This is a genomic window from Microbacterium sp. BH-3-3-3 (genome assembly GCF_007679045.1).
In the GTDB taxonomy this organism is placed as follows: Bacteria; Actinomycetota; Actinomycetes; order Actinomycetales; family Microbacteriaceae; genus Microbacterium; species Microbacterium algihabitans.
Genome location: NZ_VEFS01000002.1, coordinates 489,920 through 504,646, shown reverse-complemented (window position 1 = coordinate 504,646; position 14,727 = coordinate 489,920). Strand labels below are relative to the sequence as shown.

At 69.9% G+C, this 14,727-nt stretch carries 14 protein-coding genes, 1 tRNA gene and 1 pseudogene; 2 read left to right on the top strand and 14 right to left on the bottom strand.

Going from position 1 to position 14,727, the window contains the following annotated elements; all coding sequences use genetic code 11:
• The first annotated feature begins 83 nt into the window (after positions 1-83).
• Positions 84-1,190: a PAS domain-containing sensor histidine kinase gene (locus FS769_RS10240; protein WP_260979734.1), complete on the top strand. Its 1,107-nt coding sequence runs from the start codon at positions 84-86 to the stop codon at positions 1,188-1,190.
• Between the two features lie 6 nt (positions 1,191-1,196).
• Here FS769_RS10240 and FS769_RS10235 read toward each other — a convergent pair whose 3' ends face one another.
• The 12 genes and pseudogenes from FS769_RS10235 to FS769_RS10180 all read right to left on the bottom strand — a co-directional run.
• A complete protein-coding gene (locus FS769_RS10235) occupies positions 1,197-1,775 on the bottom strand; it encodes an isochorismatase family protein (RefSeq protein WP_144833046.1) in 579 nt (192 codons plus the stop codon).
• On the bottom strand, positions 1,772-4,024 hold the full coding sequence (locus FS769_RS10230) for an efflux RND transporter permease subunit (RefSeq protein ID WP_144833044.1): 2,253 nt from the start codon (positions 4,022-4,024) through the stop codon (positions 1,772-1,774). The genes FS769_RS10235 and FS769_RS10230 overlap by 4 nt, the downstream gene beginning before the upstream one ends.
• A 75-nt stretch (positions 4,025-4,099) precedes the next feature.
• Entirely contained in the window at positions 4,100-4,495 is a 396-nt protein-coding gene (locus tag FS769_RS10225; protein ID WP_144833042.1) for a hypothetical protein, read from the bottom strand.
• A gap of 153 nt (positions 4,496-4,648) precedes the next feature.
• Positions 4,649-4,721, bottom strand: a tRNA-Thr gene (locus tag FS769_RS10220).
• A gap of 66 nt (positions 4,722-4,787) precedes the next feature.
• Positions 4,788-5,483 carry a deoxyribose-phosphate aldolase gene (deoC, locus tag FS769_RS10215; RefSeq protein ID WP_186325503.1) on the bottom strand — a complete coding sequence of 232 codons (696 nt, stop codon included), beginning with the start codon at positions 5,481-5,483 and terminating at the stop codon, positions 4,788-4,790.
• A 38-nt stretch (positions 5,484-5,521) separates the two neighbouring features.
• On the bottom strand, positions 5,522-7,063 hold the full coding sequence (locus FS769_RS10210; protein ID WP_260979733.1) for an alpha/beta hydrolase: 1,542 nt from the start codon (positions 7,061-7,063) through the stop codon (positions 5,522-5,524).
• A complete protein-coding gene (locus FS769_RS10205) occupies positions 7,060-8,238 on the bottom strand; it encodes a DNA polymerase III subunit delta' (protein WP_186325502.1) in 1,179 nt (392 codons plus the stop codon). The genes FS769_RS10210 and FS769_RS10205 overlap by 4 nt, the downstream gene beginning before the upstream one ends.
• Before the next feature lie 70 nt (positions 8,239-8,308).
• Positions 8,309-8,983 carry a dTMP kinase gene (tmk, locus tag FS769_RS10200; RefSeq protein WP_186325501.1) on the bottom strand — a complete coding sequence of 225 codons (675 nt, stop codon included), beginning with the start codon at positions 8,981-8,983 and terminating at the stop codon, positions 8,309-8,311.
• The gene (topA, locus tag FS769_RS10195; protein ID WP_144833038.1) at positions 8,980-11,874 is read right to left on the bottom strand and encodes a type I DNA topoisomerase; all 2,895 of its coding nucleotides are present in this window, start codon (positions 11,872-11,874) and stop codon (positions 8,980-8,982) included. The genes tmk and topA overlap by 4 nt, the downstream gene beginning before the upstream one ends.
• Before the next feature lie 68 nt (positions 11,875-11,942).
• Complete coding sequence (locus FS769_RS10190) at positions 11,943-12,263, bottom strand: Rv3654c family TadE-like protein (protein ID WP_144833036.1); 321 nt, start codon at positions 12,261-12,263, stop codon at positions 11,943-11,945.
• A complete protein-coding gene (locus FS769_RS10185; RefSeq protein WP_260979732.1) occupies positions 12,263-12,655 on the bottom strand; it encodes a TadE family type IV pilus minor pilin in 393 nt (130 codons plus the stop codon). Before FS769_RS10185 ends, FS769_RS10190 begins: the two co-directional genes overlap by 1 nt.
• A pseudogene (locus tag FS769_RS10180) lies at positions 12,652-12,756 on the bottom strand (DUF4244 domain-containing protein); the annotation flags it as partial. The pseudogene FS769_RS10180 and the gene FS769_RS10185, both read right to left, overlap by 4 nt.
• 62 nt (positions 12,757-12,818) lie before the next feature.
• On the opposite strand from FS769_RS10180, the gene FS769_RS10175 reads away from it, so the two are divergent.
• Positions 12,819-13,616: a hypothetical protein gene (locus tag FS769_RS10175; protein ID WP_144833032.1), complete on the top strand. Its 798-nt coding sequence runs from the start codon at positions 12,819-12,821 to the stop codon at positions 13,614-13,616.
• Between the two features lie 148 nt (positions 13,617-13,764).
• Here the strand turns inward: FS769_RS10175 and FS769_RS10170 are convergent, their stop codons facing one another.
• Complete coding sequence (locus FS769_RS10170) at positions 13,765-14,289, bottom strand: hypothetical protein (protein WP_144833030.1); 525 nt, start codon at positions 14,287-14,289, stop codon at positions 13,765-13,767.
• A 117-nt stretch (positions 14,290-14,406) separates the two neighbouring features.
• A complete protein-coding gene (locus FS769_RS10165; RefSeq protein ID WP_144833028.1) occupies positions 14,407-14,604 on the bottom strand; it encodes a hypothetical protein in 198 nt (65 codons plus the stop codon).
• Between the last annotated feature and the right edge of the window lie 123 nt (positions 14,605-14,727).

The window sequence follows — 14,727 nt, the reverse complement described above, 5'->3', positions numbered from 1 at the left end:
CGGTCCGCCCCACCGGGGGGCCATGATCGATGCATGGCTTCAGCGAGTATCCCGACCCGCGCCCGTGCCGTCCGATGAGCAGCGTGCCCGAAGAACCCCCGACTCCGCCCGTCGCGCCCGGGGTCGACCCGGCGCACCCGTTGACGAGCATCCGGCGCTCGATCCCTCAGGACTGGGACGAGCAGGTCGACCTCTTCGCGATCGTCAAGCTCGACAGCGGCGGGTTCGTCCGCGGCTGGAACCTCGGCGCGGAGCGCATCAAGGGCTACAGCGAAGACGAGATCCTCGGATCGCACTTCTCGCGCTTCTACCGTGAAGAAGACCGCCGACGCGGGGTGCCCGACTCACTGCTGGCCGCCGCGCAGCGCGACGGTCACGTCGAAGACACCGGCTGGCGCCTGCGCAGCGACGGCTCGGAGTTCTGGGCCCGCGTCACGATCTCGGCGATCCGCAACGACCAGGGCCAGGTGCTCGGGTTCGTCAAGATCGTGCGCGACCTGACCGGCGAGAAGCAGGCCGCCGACGAGCGGGTCGCCCTGCAGCGCACCTTCGCCCACGACCTGCTCTCCCCCGTGACGGCGCTGCGCGGCTACCTCGACCTGATCGGCGAGGAGATCGGCGACGACAATCGCCTGCTGCAGCGGGCCGGCGAGGCGAGCGACCACATGGTCGCGATGGCCGAGGCGCTCATGGCCAACGTCAACCCGGAGTCGACGCGCGGTCGCCACCGCGCCACCATGGATCTCGTCGCCCGGGGCGCCGTCGCACTCGTTCTCCCGGGCGCCGCGTCCGAGCGCGTCGTCTATGCGCAGATGGACCCCGTTCCGGTCTGCGGAGACGTCCTGGGTCTGCGCCGCGCCATCGCGAACGTGCTCGAGAATGCGGCCAAGTACTCCGACGACGAGATCGAGATCTCGGTGTTCGAGACCGACGAGGGTGCCGCCGTGCGCGTGCGCGACACCGGCCGCGGCATCCACCCCGACGATCTCTCGGTGATCACGAACGACGGCGAACGCGGCCGCTACGCCGCGAAGGGCGACGGCGGTCAGGGTATCGGGCTCGCCAGCGTACAACGCGTGGCCAATGCCCACGGCGGTCGACTGCGCCTCGTCAGCGCACCCGGCGAGGGCACCACGGTGACCCTCTCGATCCCCCGCACCGACGACGACGACCCGACCGGGTGCGTGTAGCCGAGCTCACTCCGCCGAGTGGGTCAGCCGCGCACCGGCTGCCTCGAGCTCGGCGAGAGCGGTGGCGCTGGAGTCGGGGTGCACCCCCGCGATCAGGTCGGTGAACACCCGCACCCCCCGACCGGCCGCCAGCGCGTCGAGGGTCGAGGCCCGCACGCAGTAGTCCGTCGCGATCCCCACCAGATCGATGTCGCGGATGCCGTGGGCCTCGAGGATCTGCGCGGCGGTCTCACCCTCGTCGGACACTCCCTCGAAAAGCGAGTAGGCGGGCTTGCCCTGCCCCTTCTTGAGGTGGTGCGTGACCCGCGAGGTGTCGAAGAACTCGTCGTAGTCGGCGCCAGGGGTGCCACCGACGCAGTGCACGGGCCACGAGTCGACAAAGTCGGGGGTCGACGAGAAATGCCCGCCGTTGTCGTCATCGCCATGATGCCAGTCGCGCGAGGCGACGATCACGGCGTACTCCCCCGCGTGACGCTCGAGGAAGCGCGAGATGCGCTCGGCGACCGCATCCCCTCCCTCGACGCCCAAAGCGCCGTGCTCGGTGAAGTCGTTCTGGACGTCGACGATGAACAGGGCCCGGGTCATGCCTCGAGCCTAGGCGCGTCGGCATCCGCCCGCTCCTGCCGGCCGAGCTTCGAGGGCCACCAGATGCGTCGACCGAGGTCGTACGCGAGGGCGGGCACGAGCAACGAGCGCACCACGAAGGTGTCGAGCAGCACACCGAAGGCGACGATGAAGGCGATCTGCGCGAGGAAGAGGATCGGGATGACGCCGAGCGCCGCGAACGTGGCGGCCAGCACGAGTCCCGCCGAGGTGATGACGCCGCCGGTGGCGACCAGGCCGCGCAGGATGCCCGCGCGGGTGCCGTGCGCGAGCGACTCCTCCCGCACGCGCGACATCAGGAAGATGTTGTAATCCACCCCGAGCGCGACGAGGAAGACGAAGCCGTACAGGGGGACGGCGGGGTCGGCGCCCGGGAAGCCGAAGAGGCCATCGAAGACCAGCGCACTGACGCCGAGGGCGGCGCCGAACGACACCACCACGGTTCCCATCAGCAGCAGCGGAGCCACAATCGAGCGCAGCAGCGCCATCAGGATGAGCAGGATCACCACGAGGACGATCGGGATGATCAGCGAACGGTCGCGGATGGACGTGTCGATGGAGTCGATGTCGGTGGCCGTGACGCCGCCGACCAGGGCGGTGCCCTCACCCAGCCGGTCGGTGAGATCGACGCGCAGCTGCCGCACCGCCTCGTCGGCGGCGGGCGAATCCGCGGTGTCCGAGAGCGTCGCCGCGAGCAGTACGTCGCCGTTCGAGACGGTGGGCGCGGGGGCGGGCGTGCCGGGAGGCCCGAACGCCGTGGTCTGCAGGGCGCCGTCCACGACGCTCACCGGCGACTGGCCGCCGGGCGCGTCGCCGCTGAGCACGGCTACGGCGTCGACGCCTGTCGCTCCATCGAGCACCTCGACGGCCTGAGCCGCCTGCGCTTCGGGGACCAGCACGTACGCGGGGCTTCCCGAGCCGCCCGGGAAGTGCTCGGCGAGCGCGGCCTGACCGTCGCGCGCCTCGGACGCCCCCAGCACCAGGTCGCTCGCGGGCACGCCGTCGGCGCGCAGCTGCGTCACCCCGACGCACGCGGCCAGGAGCACGAGCGTGCACACGATCCAGACGGGGCGGGCCCGACGCGCGACGAAACGCGCCTGCCGCGGCCACAGGCCCTTGGCGGGCTGCGTGAAGTCGTCGGGCAGGGCGGTGCTGCCCGGCTTGGGCAGGAAGGGCCAGAACGCCGCACGACCCACCAGGGCGAGCAGGGCCGGAAGGAAGGTCAGCGCCGACAGCACCGCGAAGGCGATGCCGATCGAGGCGATCGGACCGAGGGCCCGGTTCGTCGCGAGATCCGACAGGAGCAGGCAGAGCAGGCCCGCGATGACCGTGCCACCCGAGGCCAGGATGGGCTCGAACGCACCGCGCCAGGCACGGGTCGTGGCATCCCACCTCTTGCGACCCTCGCCGATCGCCTCGCGGAAGCGCGCCGTGTATAACAGCGCGTAGTCGGTCGCGGCACCGATCACGAGGATGAACAGGATGCCCTGCACCTGGCCGTTGAGCACCACGATGCCCGCGTAGGCGAGCCACCAGACGGTCAACAGCGCCACGCACAGCGCGAACACCGAGGTCAGCAGCACAAGCACCGGCAGCAGCGGCGAGCGGTAGACGATCACGAGGATGACGAAGACCGCGATCAACGCGACACCGAGCAGCAGCCCGTCGATCCCGAGGAAGCCCTTGGCGAGATCGGCGGTGAAGCCGGCGGGACCCGTGACCCACGCGTCGATGCCCGCGGGCACCTCGGCGGACACCTTCTCGCGCACCTGCTCGACGACGTCGCGCACCTCGCCCGAGCTGTCGATGGGCACGAAGATCTGCGCGGCCTGCCCGTCGTCCGAGACCACGGGTGGCGACGCCTCCCCGCTGACGCCGTCGAGACCCGCGATGTCGGTGGCGAGCGTCTGCAGGTCGGTCACCTGCTCATCGGTCAGGGCACTGCCGTCGGCGGACGAGGCAACGACGATGGCCGGAATCGTGTCACTGCCCACGAAATCGGTCAGGCGCTCGCTGACCCGGGTGGCATCCGCCGACTGAGGCAGGAACGACGACTGGTCGTTGGTGGCGACCTGGTCGACCTTGCCGAAGAACGGTCCACCGATCGAGCCGCCCACGACCCAGAGGAGCACGAGAAGGCTCGGGATGCCGATGCGCAACCAGCGCGACGCCGTCGATCGATCGTCGAGGCGGCGTGAACGGCGGCGGGCGGGCGCGGGAGCGTCGGGCATATTGCTAGCTTATCTAGCGATATGGTCCGTTCGTCAAGTCCGACCTTCGCGGGCCGCGCGGGAGCCGGGCATGGATCACCCGCGCGCGAACAACAGCACGATCGAGATCACGAACGCGATGGTCCCGAGCGAGAGCACCCCGGCGGCCAGCAACGAGACGAACCGTACGAGCGGCGACGACTTCGTCAGACGCATGCGGTGCGCACTCCCCCGGCGATAGAAGATGTCGGTCATGTCCGCGGCGCCGACCTTCGCGTCGTCGTGCGCGGACAGCGGCGCCTCGTTGACCCCGCCGTCGTCGTCGAACCACCGCACGACGCGCCCACCCTCGACGTGCTCCACCACGGCGCGTGCGGGCATCCACGTGCCGTCGGCGAGGAAGAGGAACACCGCCGCGAAGGCGAGGAGCAGACCACCGCCGAGGCCCACCCACGTGAAGATCTCGATGACGGCATCGAGGGCATTCGACACGGGGGCTCCTGCGGGGTAGCGGGCGGAAAGACGCCGTCGCGCGAGCGCGGAACGAGGCGCCCCTCAGCCTATCGGGCGCCGTCACCGGCCCCCGGCTCGTCGCGCGGGATACAAAAAGGCCCCCACCCGGTGGAAGCGGGTGAGGGCCTTCGGAGCCGCCTAAGGGAATCGAACCCTTGACCTATTCATTACGAGTGAATCGCTCTGCCGTCTGAGCTAAGGCGGCACGTGCGCGCTGTCGCGTGCACGATCATCGATCTTACATGCTCCAGCGGGCCTCGCGGTACGCGGGTCAGTAGTCCCCGGTCGCCGAGCGGTCAGCGAGGATGTCGCGGCTCGACGACAGACCGAGGCGCGTGGCCCCCGCCGCGATCATCTCTTCGGCGGCGGCGCGGGTGCGCACGCCGCCGGAGGCCTTGACCTCGGCGCGATCGCCGACGGTGCGCTTCATGAGCTCGACCGCGTGGACGCTGGCGCCGCCGGCCGGGTGGAAGCCGGTGGAGGTCTTGACGAAGTCGGCACCGGCGGCGACCGCCGCCTCGCACACGGCGACGATGGCCTCGTCGCTGAGCGCTGCGGACTCGATGATGACCTTCAGCACGGTGGGCGCGGGAGCAGCCGTGCGCACGGCGCGGATCTCGGCCTCGACCACGTCGTACGAGCCCGCGATGGCCGCACCCACGTCGATGACCATGTCGATCTCGTCAGCGCCCTGCGCGACCGAGAGGGCGGCCTCGGCGGCCTTGACTTCGGCGTGGTGCTTGCCGCTCGGGAAGCCGCAGACGACGGCGAGCTTGAGCCCTGCGGGCAGGTCGACGGGCAGGAACGACGGCGAGATGCACACGCTGTAGGTTCCGAGCTCGGCGCCCTCGGCGATGAGGCGCTCGACGTCGGCGCGGGTGGCCTCGGGCTTGAGCAGCGTGTGGTCGATGTAGCTCGCCAGGTCGGCGATGGGCGCGGTCATAGGGGTCTCCTCGAGATGTGACATGACAAGCCTAGGCGGGTGGGGGTCGCGACGCTGTGCCGCTACTCGCAGCGGAGTCCCACCGCGGGGACGGTGCCGTCGACGAGGTAATCGTCGACGGCCGAGTTCACGCAGTCGTTGCCCTTGTTGTAGGCGAGGTGTCCCTCGCCCACGTAGGTGACGAGAACGCCCTGCGAGAGCTGCTCCGCGAGCGCCTGCGCCTCGGTGTAGGGCGTGGCCGGGTCACCGGTGGTACCCAGCACCACGATGGGCGGGGAGCCCGGCGCCGTGATCTTCTCGCGGACGCCGGTCGGCGGCGCGGGCCAGGCGGCGCACGCGTCGGGCCCGATCCAGTACGGAGCGACGACGGGAGCCTTCTGTTCGAGCTCGGCCAGCAGCTGCGGGTCGTCTCCGTCGCCTTCGTCGGGATAGTCGACGCAGTTGTAGGCGCGCAGCGCCTGCATCGTGTTGTCCTGGTACGTGCCGTCGACGCGTCCGTTGTAGAAGTCGGCGAGCTGGAAGGCCACCGTGGCGTCGCCGTTCTGCACGTCGGCGAGCGCCTGCCGCAGGTAGGGCCAGTTCTGATCGCTGTACAGCGCCGCCACGATCGAAGTTACGAGCGTGTCGGCCCCGAGCTGTCGCCCGTCGCCGGCGGTGAGCGGGCGCGCATCGACGCGGGACAGCAGGGACGACAGGTCGTTCATCGCGTCGTCGACCGAGCCGGTGAACGGGCACTCCGACGAGGTGAGGCAATCGGCCATGAAGGCGCGGAGGGCGTTCTCGAACCCGACCGCCTGGGCGATTCCGCTCGCGCTGGACGGAAGGCTCGGGTCGATCCCGCCGTCGAGCACCATGCGTCCGACCCGCTCGGGGAACAGGCCCGCGTACGTGGTACCGAGGAACGAGCCGTACGAGAACCCGAGGTAGTTGAGCTTCTCGTCGCCGAGCACCGCGCGCAGCAGGTCCATGTCGCGCGCGGCGTTCGCAGTCGAGACGTACGGCAGGATGCCGTCGCTGTTGTCGGCGCACGCCTGGGCGAAGTCGGCCTGACGCTTCTCGAGCGCGGCGTTGCGCTCGTCGCTCCCCCGCTCACCGGGCGGGATGTCGTACAGGAAGGCGTCCATGCCGGCCGCGTCGTAGCAGGTGACGGGCGCGGACTGCCCGACTCCGCGCGGGTCGAACCCAATGACGTCGTAGTCGCGCGTCAGCGTCTCGTCTGCCACGAGCGAGAGGGAGTCGCGCACGGTGTCGACGCCGCTCACGCCCGGGCCACCCGGGTTCGTCAAGAGCGACCCGAGAGGTTGACCCGACGTCGCGCGGTGGCGGATGACGGCCAGCTGCAGCTCGCCCGCCGAGGGGTCGGCGTAGTCGCGCGGCGCCGTGACGCTCGTGCAGTCGAAGCCGGCGGATCCGCAGGGCTGCCAATCGAGCGTCTGACCGTAGTACGGCAGCAGCGAGGAGTCGATGCCCTCGGTCTGAGGCGTGAGCGACGGACCGTCGACGGGGGCCGTGGGCGGGATCTGCGCGTAGAGGCACCCGCTCAGAACGAGGGCGAGGCCGGCGAGACCCGCCGCGGCAGCGGTGATGCGCCTGCGCAGGCTCACGGGGTCGATCCGTTGGCGACGGTGATCATCAGACTCTCCAACGCCAGCACCGGGGCGGCGTTCTGCTCGAGGTTGCGGCGAGTGACCGAGATGCGGTCGAGCACGCCGAGGGTGCGGGCGGGCGACCACTCGCTCGCGAGGGCGCGGAGCGCGTCGATGCGCTCGCTGTTGACGAGGTCGCCCTCGCGGCCGTACTGGATCATCACCACGTCGCGGAACAACGACTGCAGGTCGGTGAGCACGCGGTCGATCCCGTCGCGCAGGCTGCGCGTGGCGCGACGCTTCTGGTCGTCTTCGAGCGCGTTGACCTGCCCGCGCACCGAGGGCGGCACGGCGACCCCCTCGGCCACTCCGAGCATGCGCAGCAGAGAGCGACGCTCTTCTTCGTCGCGGGTCGCGGTGAGCGCGTTGGCGTCGTCGGTCGCCAGTCGCACGATGCGGCTCGCCACGTCGACGGCGTCGCCGATGCCCCGCACCGCGAGCACCGCAGCGAGCGTCTCGGCCCGCCGGGCGCGGGCGTCGTCGTCGGTGGCCAGGCGCTGCGCCATGCCGATGTGGCGTTGCGCGTGCCGGGCGGACTCCTCTGCGACCTCGGGGGTCACTCCGGTGCGTTCGACGATGAGCGCCGCGACGTCGGCGACGCTGGGCTCGGCCAGTCGCAGTACGCGGACGCGCGAGCGGATGGTCGGCAGCAGGTCGGCGTCGCTGGGTGCGCACAGCACCCAGACGGTCTTCTCGGGCGGCTCTTCGAGCGCCTTCAACAGCACGTTCGAGGTGCGCTCCGACATGCGGTCGGCGTCTTCGACGACGATCACGCGGTGTCGCCCGAGCGAGGGGGCGAACGAGGCGCGCTCGACGAGACGGCGGGCCTCGTCGATGCGGATCACGACCTGCTCGGTGCGCAGCGCGGTGAGGTCGGGATGGGTGCGCGCGAGCACCTGCCGCTGGGCCTGCTCGTCGCCGGGGTCGGCGATCAGCGCGGCGGCGAAGGCGTAGGCGAGGGTCGAGCGACCCGACCCGGGCGGACCGGTGATGAGCCACGCGTGGGCGAGGGCGGAGGGGTCGGATGCCGCGGTGCGCAAGCTCGCGACCGCTTCGTCTTGCCCCCACACGGCGTCCCACGGGAAGGGCGCCGGACCGGCGGTCCGGGACGACGGCTCGATCACGACGGACATGGGCCCAGCCTATCCGGGGGGTCGGACACCGCCGTCGGTGCGCGGCTGTGCATCCCCTGGTGACCCGTGATCAGCCCAGTCGCCGGCCGACGGCCTCGCGTACGCGCGCCGCCAGCTCGTCGGCCGGGCGAGCGGCGTCGAGCACCAGGAAGCGCTCCGGCTCGTCTGCGGCGAGCGCGAGGAACCCCTCTCGCACGCGGGCGTGGAACTCGCTCTTCTCGGCCTCGAGGCGGTCGAACGGCTTGTCGTCGGCGTCGAGGCGCGCTCGCGCCGCCGCGGGATCGAGGTCGAGCAGCACGGTGAGGTCGGGTAGCAGCCCTTCGGCCGCCCACAGCGACAGCGCGCGGACGTCGTCGGCGTCGAGCACCCGCCCCGCGCCCTGGTAGGCGACGGAGGAGTCGAGGTAGCGGTCTTGGATGACCACGCCGCCCCTCGCGATCGCGGGCCGCACGAGGGTCTCGACGTGGTGCGCGCGGTCGGCGGCGTAGAGCAGGGCTTCGGCGCGGGAAGCGACGTGACCGCGGTGATGCAGCACGATGTCGCGGATGCGGACGCCCACCTCGGTCCCCCCGGGCTCGCGCGTGCGCACGACCTGTCGGCCCTGGTCGGTGAGCCACTCCTCGAGCAGCGACGCCTGCGTGGTCTTGCCCGCGCCGTCGCCGCCCTCGAACGTCACGAACAGGCCGGGCCCCCCGGCCGCCGCGGCCCGAGGGACCTGCAGCGGCCGGGTGGTGTCGCCGGTCACGACTTCTTCGCCGGCGCCTTGCGCGTGGTCGTCGCCGTGGCGGCGGTCGTCTTCGCCGCCGTCGTCTTGGCCGCGGTGGTCTTCGCCGCCGTGGTCTTCGCCGCGGTGGTCTTCGCCGCCGTCGTCTTGGTCGCCGTGGTCTTCTTCGCGGCGGTCGTCTTCGCGGCCGTGGTCTTCGCGGCCGTGGTCTTGGCCGCGGCGGTCTTGGCGGCCGGCGCCTTGCGTGCCGCAGTCGCCCGCTTCGGCGCCGGTCCCTTCGCGCGCTTGTCAGCGATCAGCTCGACGGCGCGCTCGAAGGTGATCTCCATCGCGTTCTCGCCACGCGGCACCGTGGCGTTGGTCTCGCCGTCGGTGACGTACGGACCGAAGCGACCGTCCTTCAGCTTGAGCGGCTTGCCGCTGACCGGGTCGGCGTCGAACTCCTTCAAGGCGCTCGAGGCGCGGCGAGCGCCGTACTTGGGCTCGGCGTACTTGGCCAGCGCCTCCTCGAGGGTGATGTCGAAGATCTGCTTCTCGTCGTCGAGCGACCGAGAATCGGTGCCCTTCTTCAGATACGGACCGAACCGACCGTTCTGGGCGGTGATCTCCTCGCCCGACGTCGGGTCGGCGCCCACGACGCGCGGCAGCGAGAGCAACTGCAGGGCGGTGTCCAGCTCGATCGTGTCGACCGACATCGAGCGGAACAGCGAGGCAGTGCGGGGCTTGGGGGCCGCGTCCTTCTTCGTCGCGCGCTTCTTCGGCTGCTCGACGACCTCACCCGTGGCCTGGTCGACCTCCTCGGGCTCCTCGGCGTCGACCTCTTGCACGTAGGGACCGAAGCGGCCGTCCTTGACGACGACGAGCTTGCCGTTCTCGGGGTTCTCGCCCAGCACGCGGTCGCCCGCGACCGGAGCGTCGATGAGCTCCTGCGCCTTCTGGGGCGTGAGCTCGTCGGGAGCGAGGTCTTCGGGGATGTTGACGATGCGCGGCTTGGCGTCGGCGTCGGCCGTCGGGTCGGTGACCTCGAGGTAAGGACCGTACTTGCCGAAGCGCAGGGTCGCGGTGTCGGTGATGCGCGTGGAGTTGAGCTCGCGCGCGTCGATCTCGCCGAGGTTGTCGACGATGTGACGCAGGCCCACCTGCTTGTCGGAGCCGAAGTAGAACGACTTCAGCCACTCGGTGCGGCGCTGCTCGCCGCGGGCGATGGCGTCGAGGTCGTCTTCGAGGGCGGCGGTGAAGTCGTAGTCGACGAGGTCGGCGAAGTGTTCTTCGAGCAGTCGCACGACGCTGAACGCGAGCCAGCTCGGCACGAGCGCCTGACCCCGCTTGGTGACGTATCCGCGGTCGAGGATGACGCCGATGATGCTGGCGAAGGTCGACGGGCGACCGATCCCCTTCTCTTCGAGGGCCTTCACCAGGCTCGCCTCGGTGTAGCGCGGCTTCGGCGAGGTGCTGTGCCCCTTGGGCTCCACGTCGCTGACGACGAGCTCGTCGCCGACGGCCACCGCGGGCAGCGACTGGTCGGCGTCGTCGTCGTTGCGCTTCTCGTCGGCGCCTTCCTCGTAGGCCTCGAGGAAGCCCTTGAAGGTGTAGACGGTGCCGGATGCCGTGAACTCGGCCGTCTGCGCGCCCGCCTGCACCGTGAGCGTGACGGTCGTCGTCTCGTACTTGGCATCCGCCATCTGGCTGGCGACGGTGCGCTTCCAGATGAGGTCGTAGAGCTTCTGCTCGTCGCGGTCGAGCGACGAAGCGAGCGACGCCGGCGTGCGGAAGGTCTCACCCGAGGGACGGATCGCCTCGTGCGCCTCCTGCGCGTTCTTCGACTTGCTCTTGTACATGCGGGGGTTGGCGGGAACGGCCTTGTCACCGTAGAGCGCCACGGCCTGCGCACGGGCGGCCGAGATGGCCTGGCCCGACAGCGCGACCGAGTCGGTACGCATATAGGTGATGAAGCCCTTCTCGTAGAGCCGCTGCGCGACGCCCATGGCGTGCTTGGCGCTCATCGAGAGCTTGCGACCGGCCTCCTGCTGCATCGTGGAGGTGGTGAACGGGGCGCGCGGGCTGCGGGTGCCGGGCTTCGCCTCGACCTTGGCGACCGTCGCGCGACCGGCGGCGGTGATCGCCTCGGCCAGGGACCGGGCCTGCTCTTCACCGAGCACGACGACGGCCTTCTTCAGCTGTCCGTTGTCGTCGTAGTCGCCACCGCGGGCGATGGGAGCGCCGTCGAGACGATTCAGGCGCGTGCGGAACGACGACCCCGCCTGCGAGGCGAGCGCTTCGACGTCCCAGTACGACGCTGACACGAACGCCATGCGCTCGCGCTCGCGCTCGACGACCATGCGGGTGGCGGCGGACTGCACGCGGCCGGCGCTGAGGGCGGTGCCCTCGCGACCCGAGCCTACCTTTCGCCACAGGACCGGCGAGACGTCCCAGCCGTAGAGGCGGTCGAGGACGCGGCGGGTCTCCTGCGCGTCGACGAGCGAGACGTCGAGCTCACGCGTGTGTTCGGCCGCTTCTTTGATGGCGTCCTTGGTGATCTCGTGGAAGATCATGCGACGCACGGGAACCTTGGGCTTGAGGACCTCGAGCAGGTGCCACGCGATGGCTTCGCCTTCGCGGTCACCATCAGTGGCGAGCAGGACTTCGTCGGCCGTCTTGAGCGCGCGCTTCAGCTCGGCGACGGTCTTCGTCTTGCGATCGTTGACCACGTAGAAGGGGTCGAAGTCGTTCTCGACGTCGATGGAGTATTTGCCGTACGCCGCCTTCTTGTCAACCGGGATCTCCTTCTTCGACGCGAGGTCGCGGATGTGACCGACCGAGCTGAGCACCTCGTAGTCGTCGCCGAGGTATCCCTGGATCGACTTCATCTTCGTCGGGGACTCGACGATGACGAGCTTCTTTCCGTTTGCCACTGGGGTCCTTTCTTCGATGCACACCATACACACGCCTCCCTGTTCGGGTTCCGGGAGGTCTCACGGGCTCACCGGCTTGGGGGTCCGGCTCGCGAGCGCGCATCGAGGGAGATTCCACCGTACGCCCCGCCGACGGTGACGGTGGCGACGAGGCCTGCGACATCGCACTCTCGCAGGGTCGCTCCGCCGGCCGCGGCGATGCGTCCCGCTTCGTCGCACGGGGTGCCCGTCACCGCCCCGCTCGCCGCGTCCGCCGCGGCGAGCGCGGCCGCATCGGCCGTCCCCGCGAGGCGCGACGCGGCGATCGCGGCCCCGCCGACGCAGCCGAGGCCGACGGCCAGCGCCGCCACGACGGCGACCACCCCCACCGTCGCCGTCGCGCCGGCCATCAGTGCCCGCCGTCCAGGGCGCACGCCCGGGCGGCGACGGGAGGGAGAGGAAGGTGCAGCGGCACGGGGGCTGAAGCCTCGACGCATACCAGGTCGTCCGAACGCTGCACCGTGGCCGTGGCCCCGATCTCGGCGACCCGCGCGAGCCCGCTCTCGTCGCCGCGGCCGAGGAGCCGTGCCGCCTCGGTGGCGGCGTGCTGCACGCGGATGGTCGCCGCCGCCGTGCTCAGCGCACCGACCGCCAGGGCGAGCACGACCAGTACGGCGGGCAGGGCGACGGCGAACTCGGCCGTGACCGACCCCCGTTCACCGAGCCGTCGGCCGGGCTCACCTCTCGACGCGCCCGCTACCGCGATGCGAGTACACCCGCTGCGCGACCAGGGCATCGTCATTGCACCGTCAGGGCGCGGCGCACCAAGTCGGTGAGGATGCCGCGCACCTCGTCGCTGCGCATGATGACGACGAGCAATCCCGCGAAGGCGACGGCGGCCACTATTGACCCATTGAGGCGTAGAAGCCTCACCCGGCCCAGTCGAACCCATAGGATCGTGCCCTATGTGGTGGAAACGGGTGGTGTTCTGGGCTCGTGTTGCCGCAATCGTATGGGTCGCGCTCGTAGGGCTTAACGAGGTACTCACCTTCTATAAGGTCTACGAGCCGAGTCCGAATCTGCAGCCGACCATCTGGCTTGTGTCCGTCCTTCTGCTAGGCGTCGGCAGCCTTGGGAACCTCATCGGGGATGCCGTTCGCGATCGGTTCGCCGTGAAGAGGGGCAAGCTGGACAGCGCGATGATGTCCATGATCATCGAGCTCTGCGCGGACGGCTCGCTTCGTTTCGACGACCTGGGCGGATCGGTGTACAAGCCTGCGTGGCTCCCTCGGTTCGTCCGTGATTCCTCCGGCGAAAAAGTTCAGCGGCTGAAGCGAGTGCACCGCTTCCGGCCGTCCGCATCGTCTCCGCCCTCGGGGATCTCCTGGACAGCACGGACGGGCGCGGTGGGCGAATGCTGGTCCCTACGAAGGCCGGTATATAAGGACTGGCACGCCGTGGCCTCGAGGTACAAGGAGCCACTGACAGCGACGGAGTTCGCGCGGGTTTCCAAAGCCACTCGGAATGGATTCTCGCTCGATCAGTTCAACGTGATCGCAAGCAAGTACTCCGAGTTGCTTGCAGTGCCCGTGTACGACCCGCAGAACGATGCAAAGCTCATCGGCGTCGTTTCTGTCGACCGCCTCTTTGATCCCGACGTCGCCTATACCAAAACGCTCGATGCATCACCCAAGAAACGCCTGGTCTTCGCCGCGTCTGCGGCCATCGGTATTATCCTCAAACCACAAGCGAAGACAGATTGAGAGGGGCAACACTGTGCACGAACTCTCGAAGGAGGAGGAGCGGTACTTCCGCACTCTTCAGAAGCTTGACCCGAGCGACGACATGCGACGCATCGTGGAGCACGCGAAACAAGACCTACGCGAGCGTGAGACTCATGTTGTCCGCGGCCTAACTCGGGTCAAGGGTTTTACCGCCGAGTGAGAGCCGCAGGGCCTGCGAGTCACTTTGATCGAGTCCGGGCAGCCTTATCAGGGCCCCGGCGATAATGAGCGCGACGCTCTGCTCGTCAGCATCACGCATCCATCGGGCGAGCGGGACGTGCGCTGTCGCCTGTCGGTCGGCTTTCTCCTCGGCTCGCCAGTAGGCGCGCAGCGCAGCCGAATAGGCGTCGGGGTCGCTGCTACCCGCGAGCGCGGCGACGCGGTCGTCTGCGCGTGCGACGGCCGCCTCGGCGAAGTCCCGGCGACGCTCGCGCTCGTCCTCGACGAGCTGCGCGAGGCGCTGCGCTTTCTTCTCGTCGTAGGAGCGAACGCGCGCCTTGAGCGTGGCCGGGTGTATCCGGCGACCGAGTCCACCCTCGGCGATAGGAAGGGCCGATCGGTCGCTCGCTTCGACGCGGTTCCCGCGGGCGTAGAGGTGCGCCCACCGCTCCTCGATGAGCACGCGGGCGACAAGCTCATCCCGGTCGACCATCGGTGTTCCTTTCGCGTTCCCGTGGAAGGGGCGAAGCCCCCGCGGTGGGTTAGTCCACGGGGGCTTCTGGCCGCATGCGGCCCTACTCGGCCGACTCAAGCCGAGGGTTTGCTCGTCCTAGGTGCGGACGAGGAGGTGGACGGTCGTGGTGTGGCCGGTCGCCTGCGTGTAAGCCCCAGCGATCGACTCGATCGAGACACCGCTCGAGTTCGTGGCGCCGGCGTTGACGGCCTTCGCCGCGGCGAGCTTCACGGCGTCGAAGTCGACGGCATGCTGCGGCTGATTGACGGTCTGTACGTTGGTCGTGACGGGCATGCTTGCCTTCTTTCGGTTGTGGTGTGCTCGGGGCTCTAGGTGGTCCATCTCGGGATCAGACGGACCGTGTGCGCCCTGCGGTGGCGGCGCGCGGAGTCGCGGGCTTCGTCGGAGTTAGTGAAC

Excerpts from the sequence above, each read along its gene's own strand:
- FS769_RS10205 (WP_186325502.1), bottom strand. The coding sequence starts at position 8,238 with ATGTCCGTCGTGATCGAGCCGTCGTCCCGGACCGCCGGTCCGGCGCCC.
- FS769_RS10165 (WP_144833028.1), bottom strand. The coding sequence starts at position 14,604 with ATGCCCGTCACGACCAACGTACAGACCGTCAATCAGCCGCAGCATGCC.
- FS769_RS10230 (WP_144833044.1), bottom strand. The coding sequence starts at position 4,024 with ATGCCCGACGCTCCCGCGCCCGCCCGCCGCCGTTCACGCCGCCTCGAC.
- deoC (WP_186325503.1), bottom strand. The coding sequence starts at position 5,483 with ATGTCACATCTCGAGGAGACCCCTATGACCGCGCCCATCGCCGACCTG.
- FS769_RS10175 (WP_144833032.1), top strand. The coding sequence starts at position 12,819 with ATGTGGTGGAAACGGGTGGTGTTCTGGGCTCGTGTTGCCGCAATCGTA.
- FS769_RS10170 (WP_144833030.1), bottom strand. The coding sequence starts at position 14,289 with ATGGTCGACCGGGATGAGCTTGTCGCCCGCGTGCTCATCGAGGAGCGG.
- FS769_RS10185 (WP_260979732.1), bottom strand. The coding sequence starts at position 12,655 with ATGACGATGCCCTGGTCGCGCAGCGGGTGTACTCGCATCGCGGTAGCG.
- FS769_RS10190 (WP_144833036.1), bottom strand. The coding sequence starts at position 12,263 with ATGGCCGGCGCGACGGCGACGGTGGGGGTGGTCGCCGTCGTGGCGGCG.
- FS769_RS10235 (WP_144833046.1), bottom strand. The coding sequence starts at position 1,775 with ATGACCCGGGCCCTGTTCATCGTCGACGTCCAGAACGACTTCACCGAG.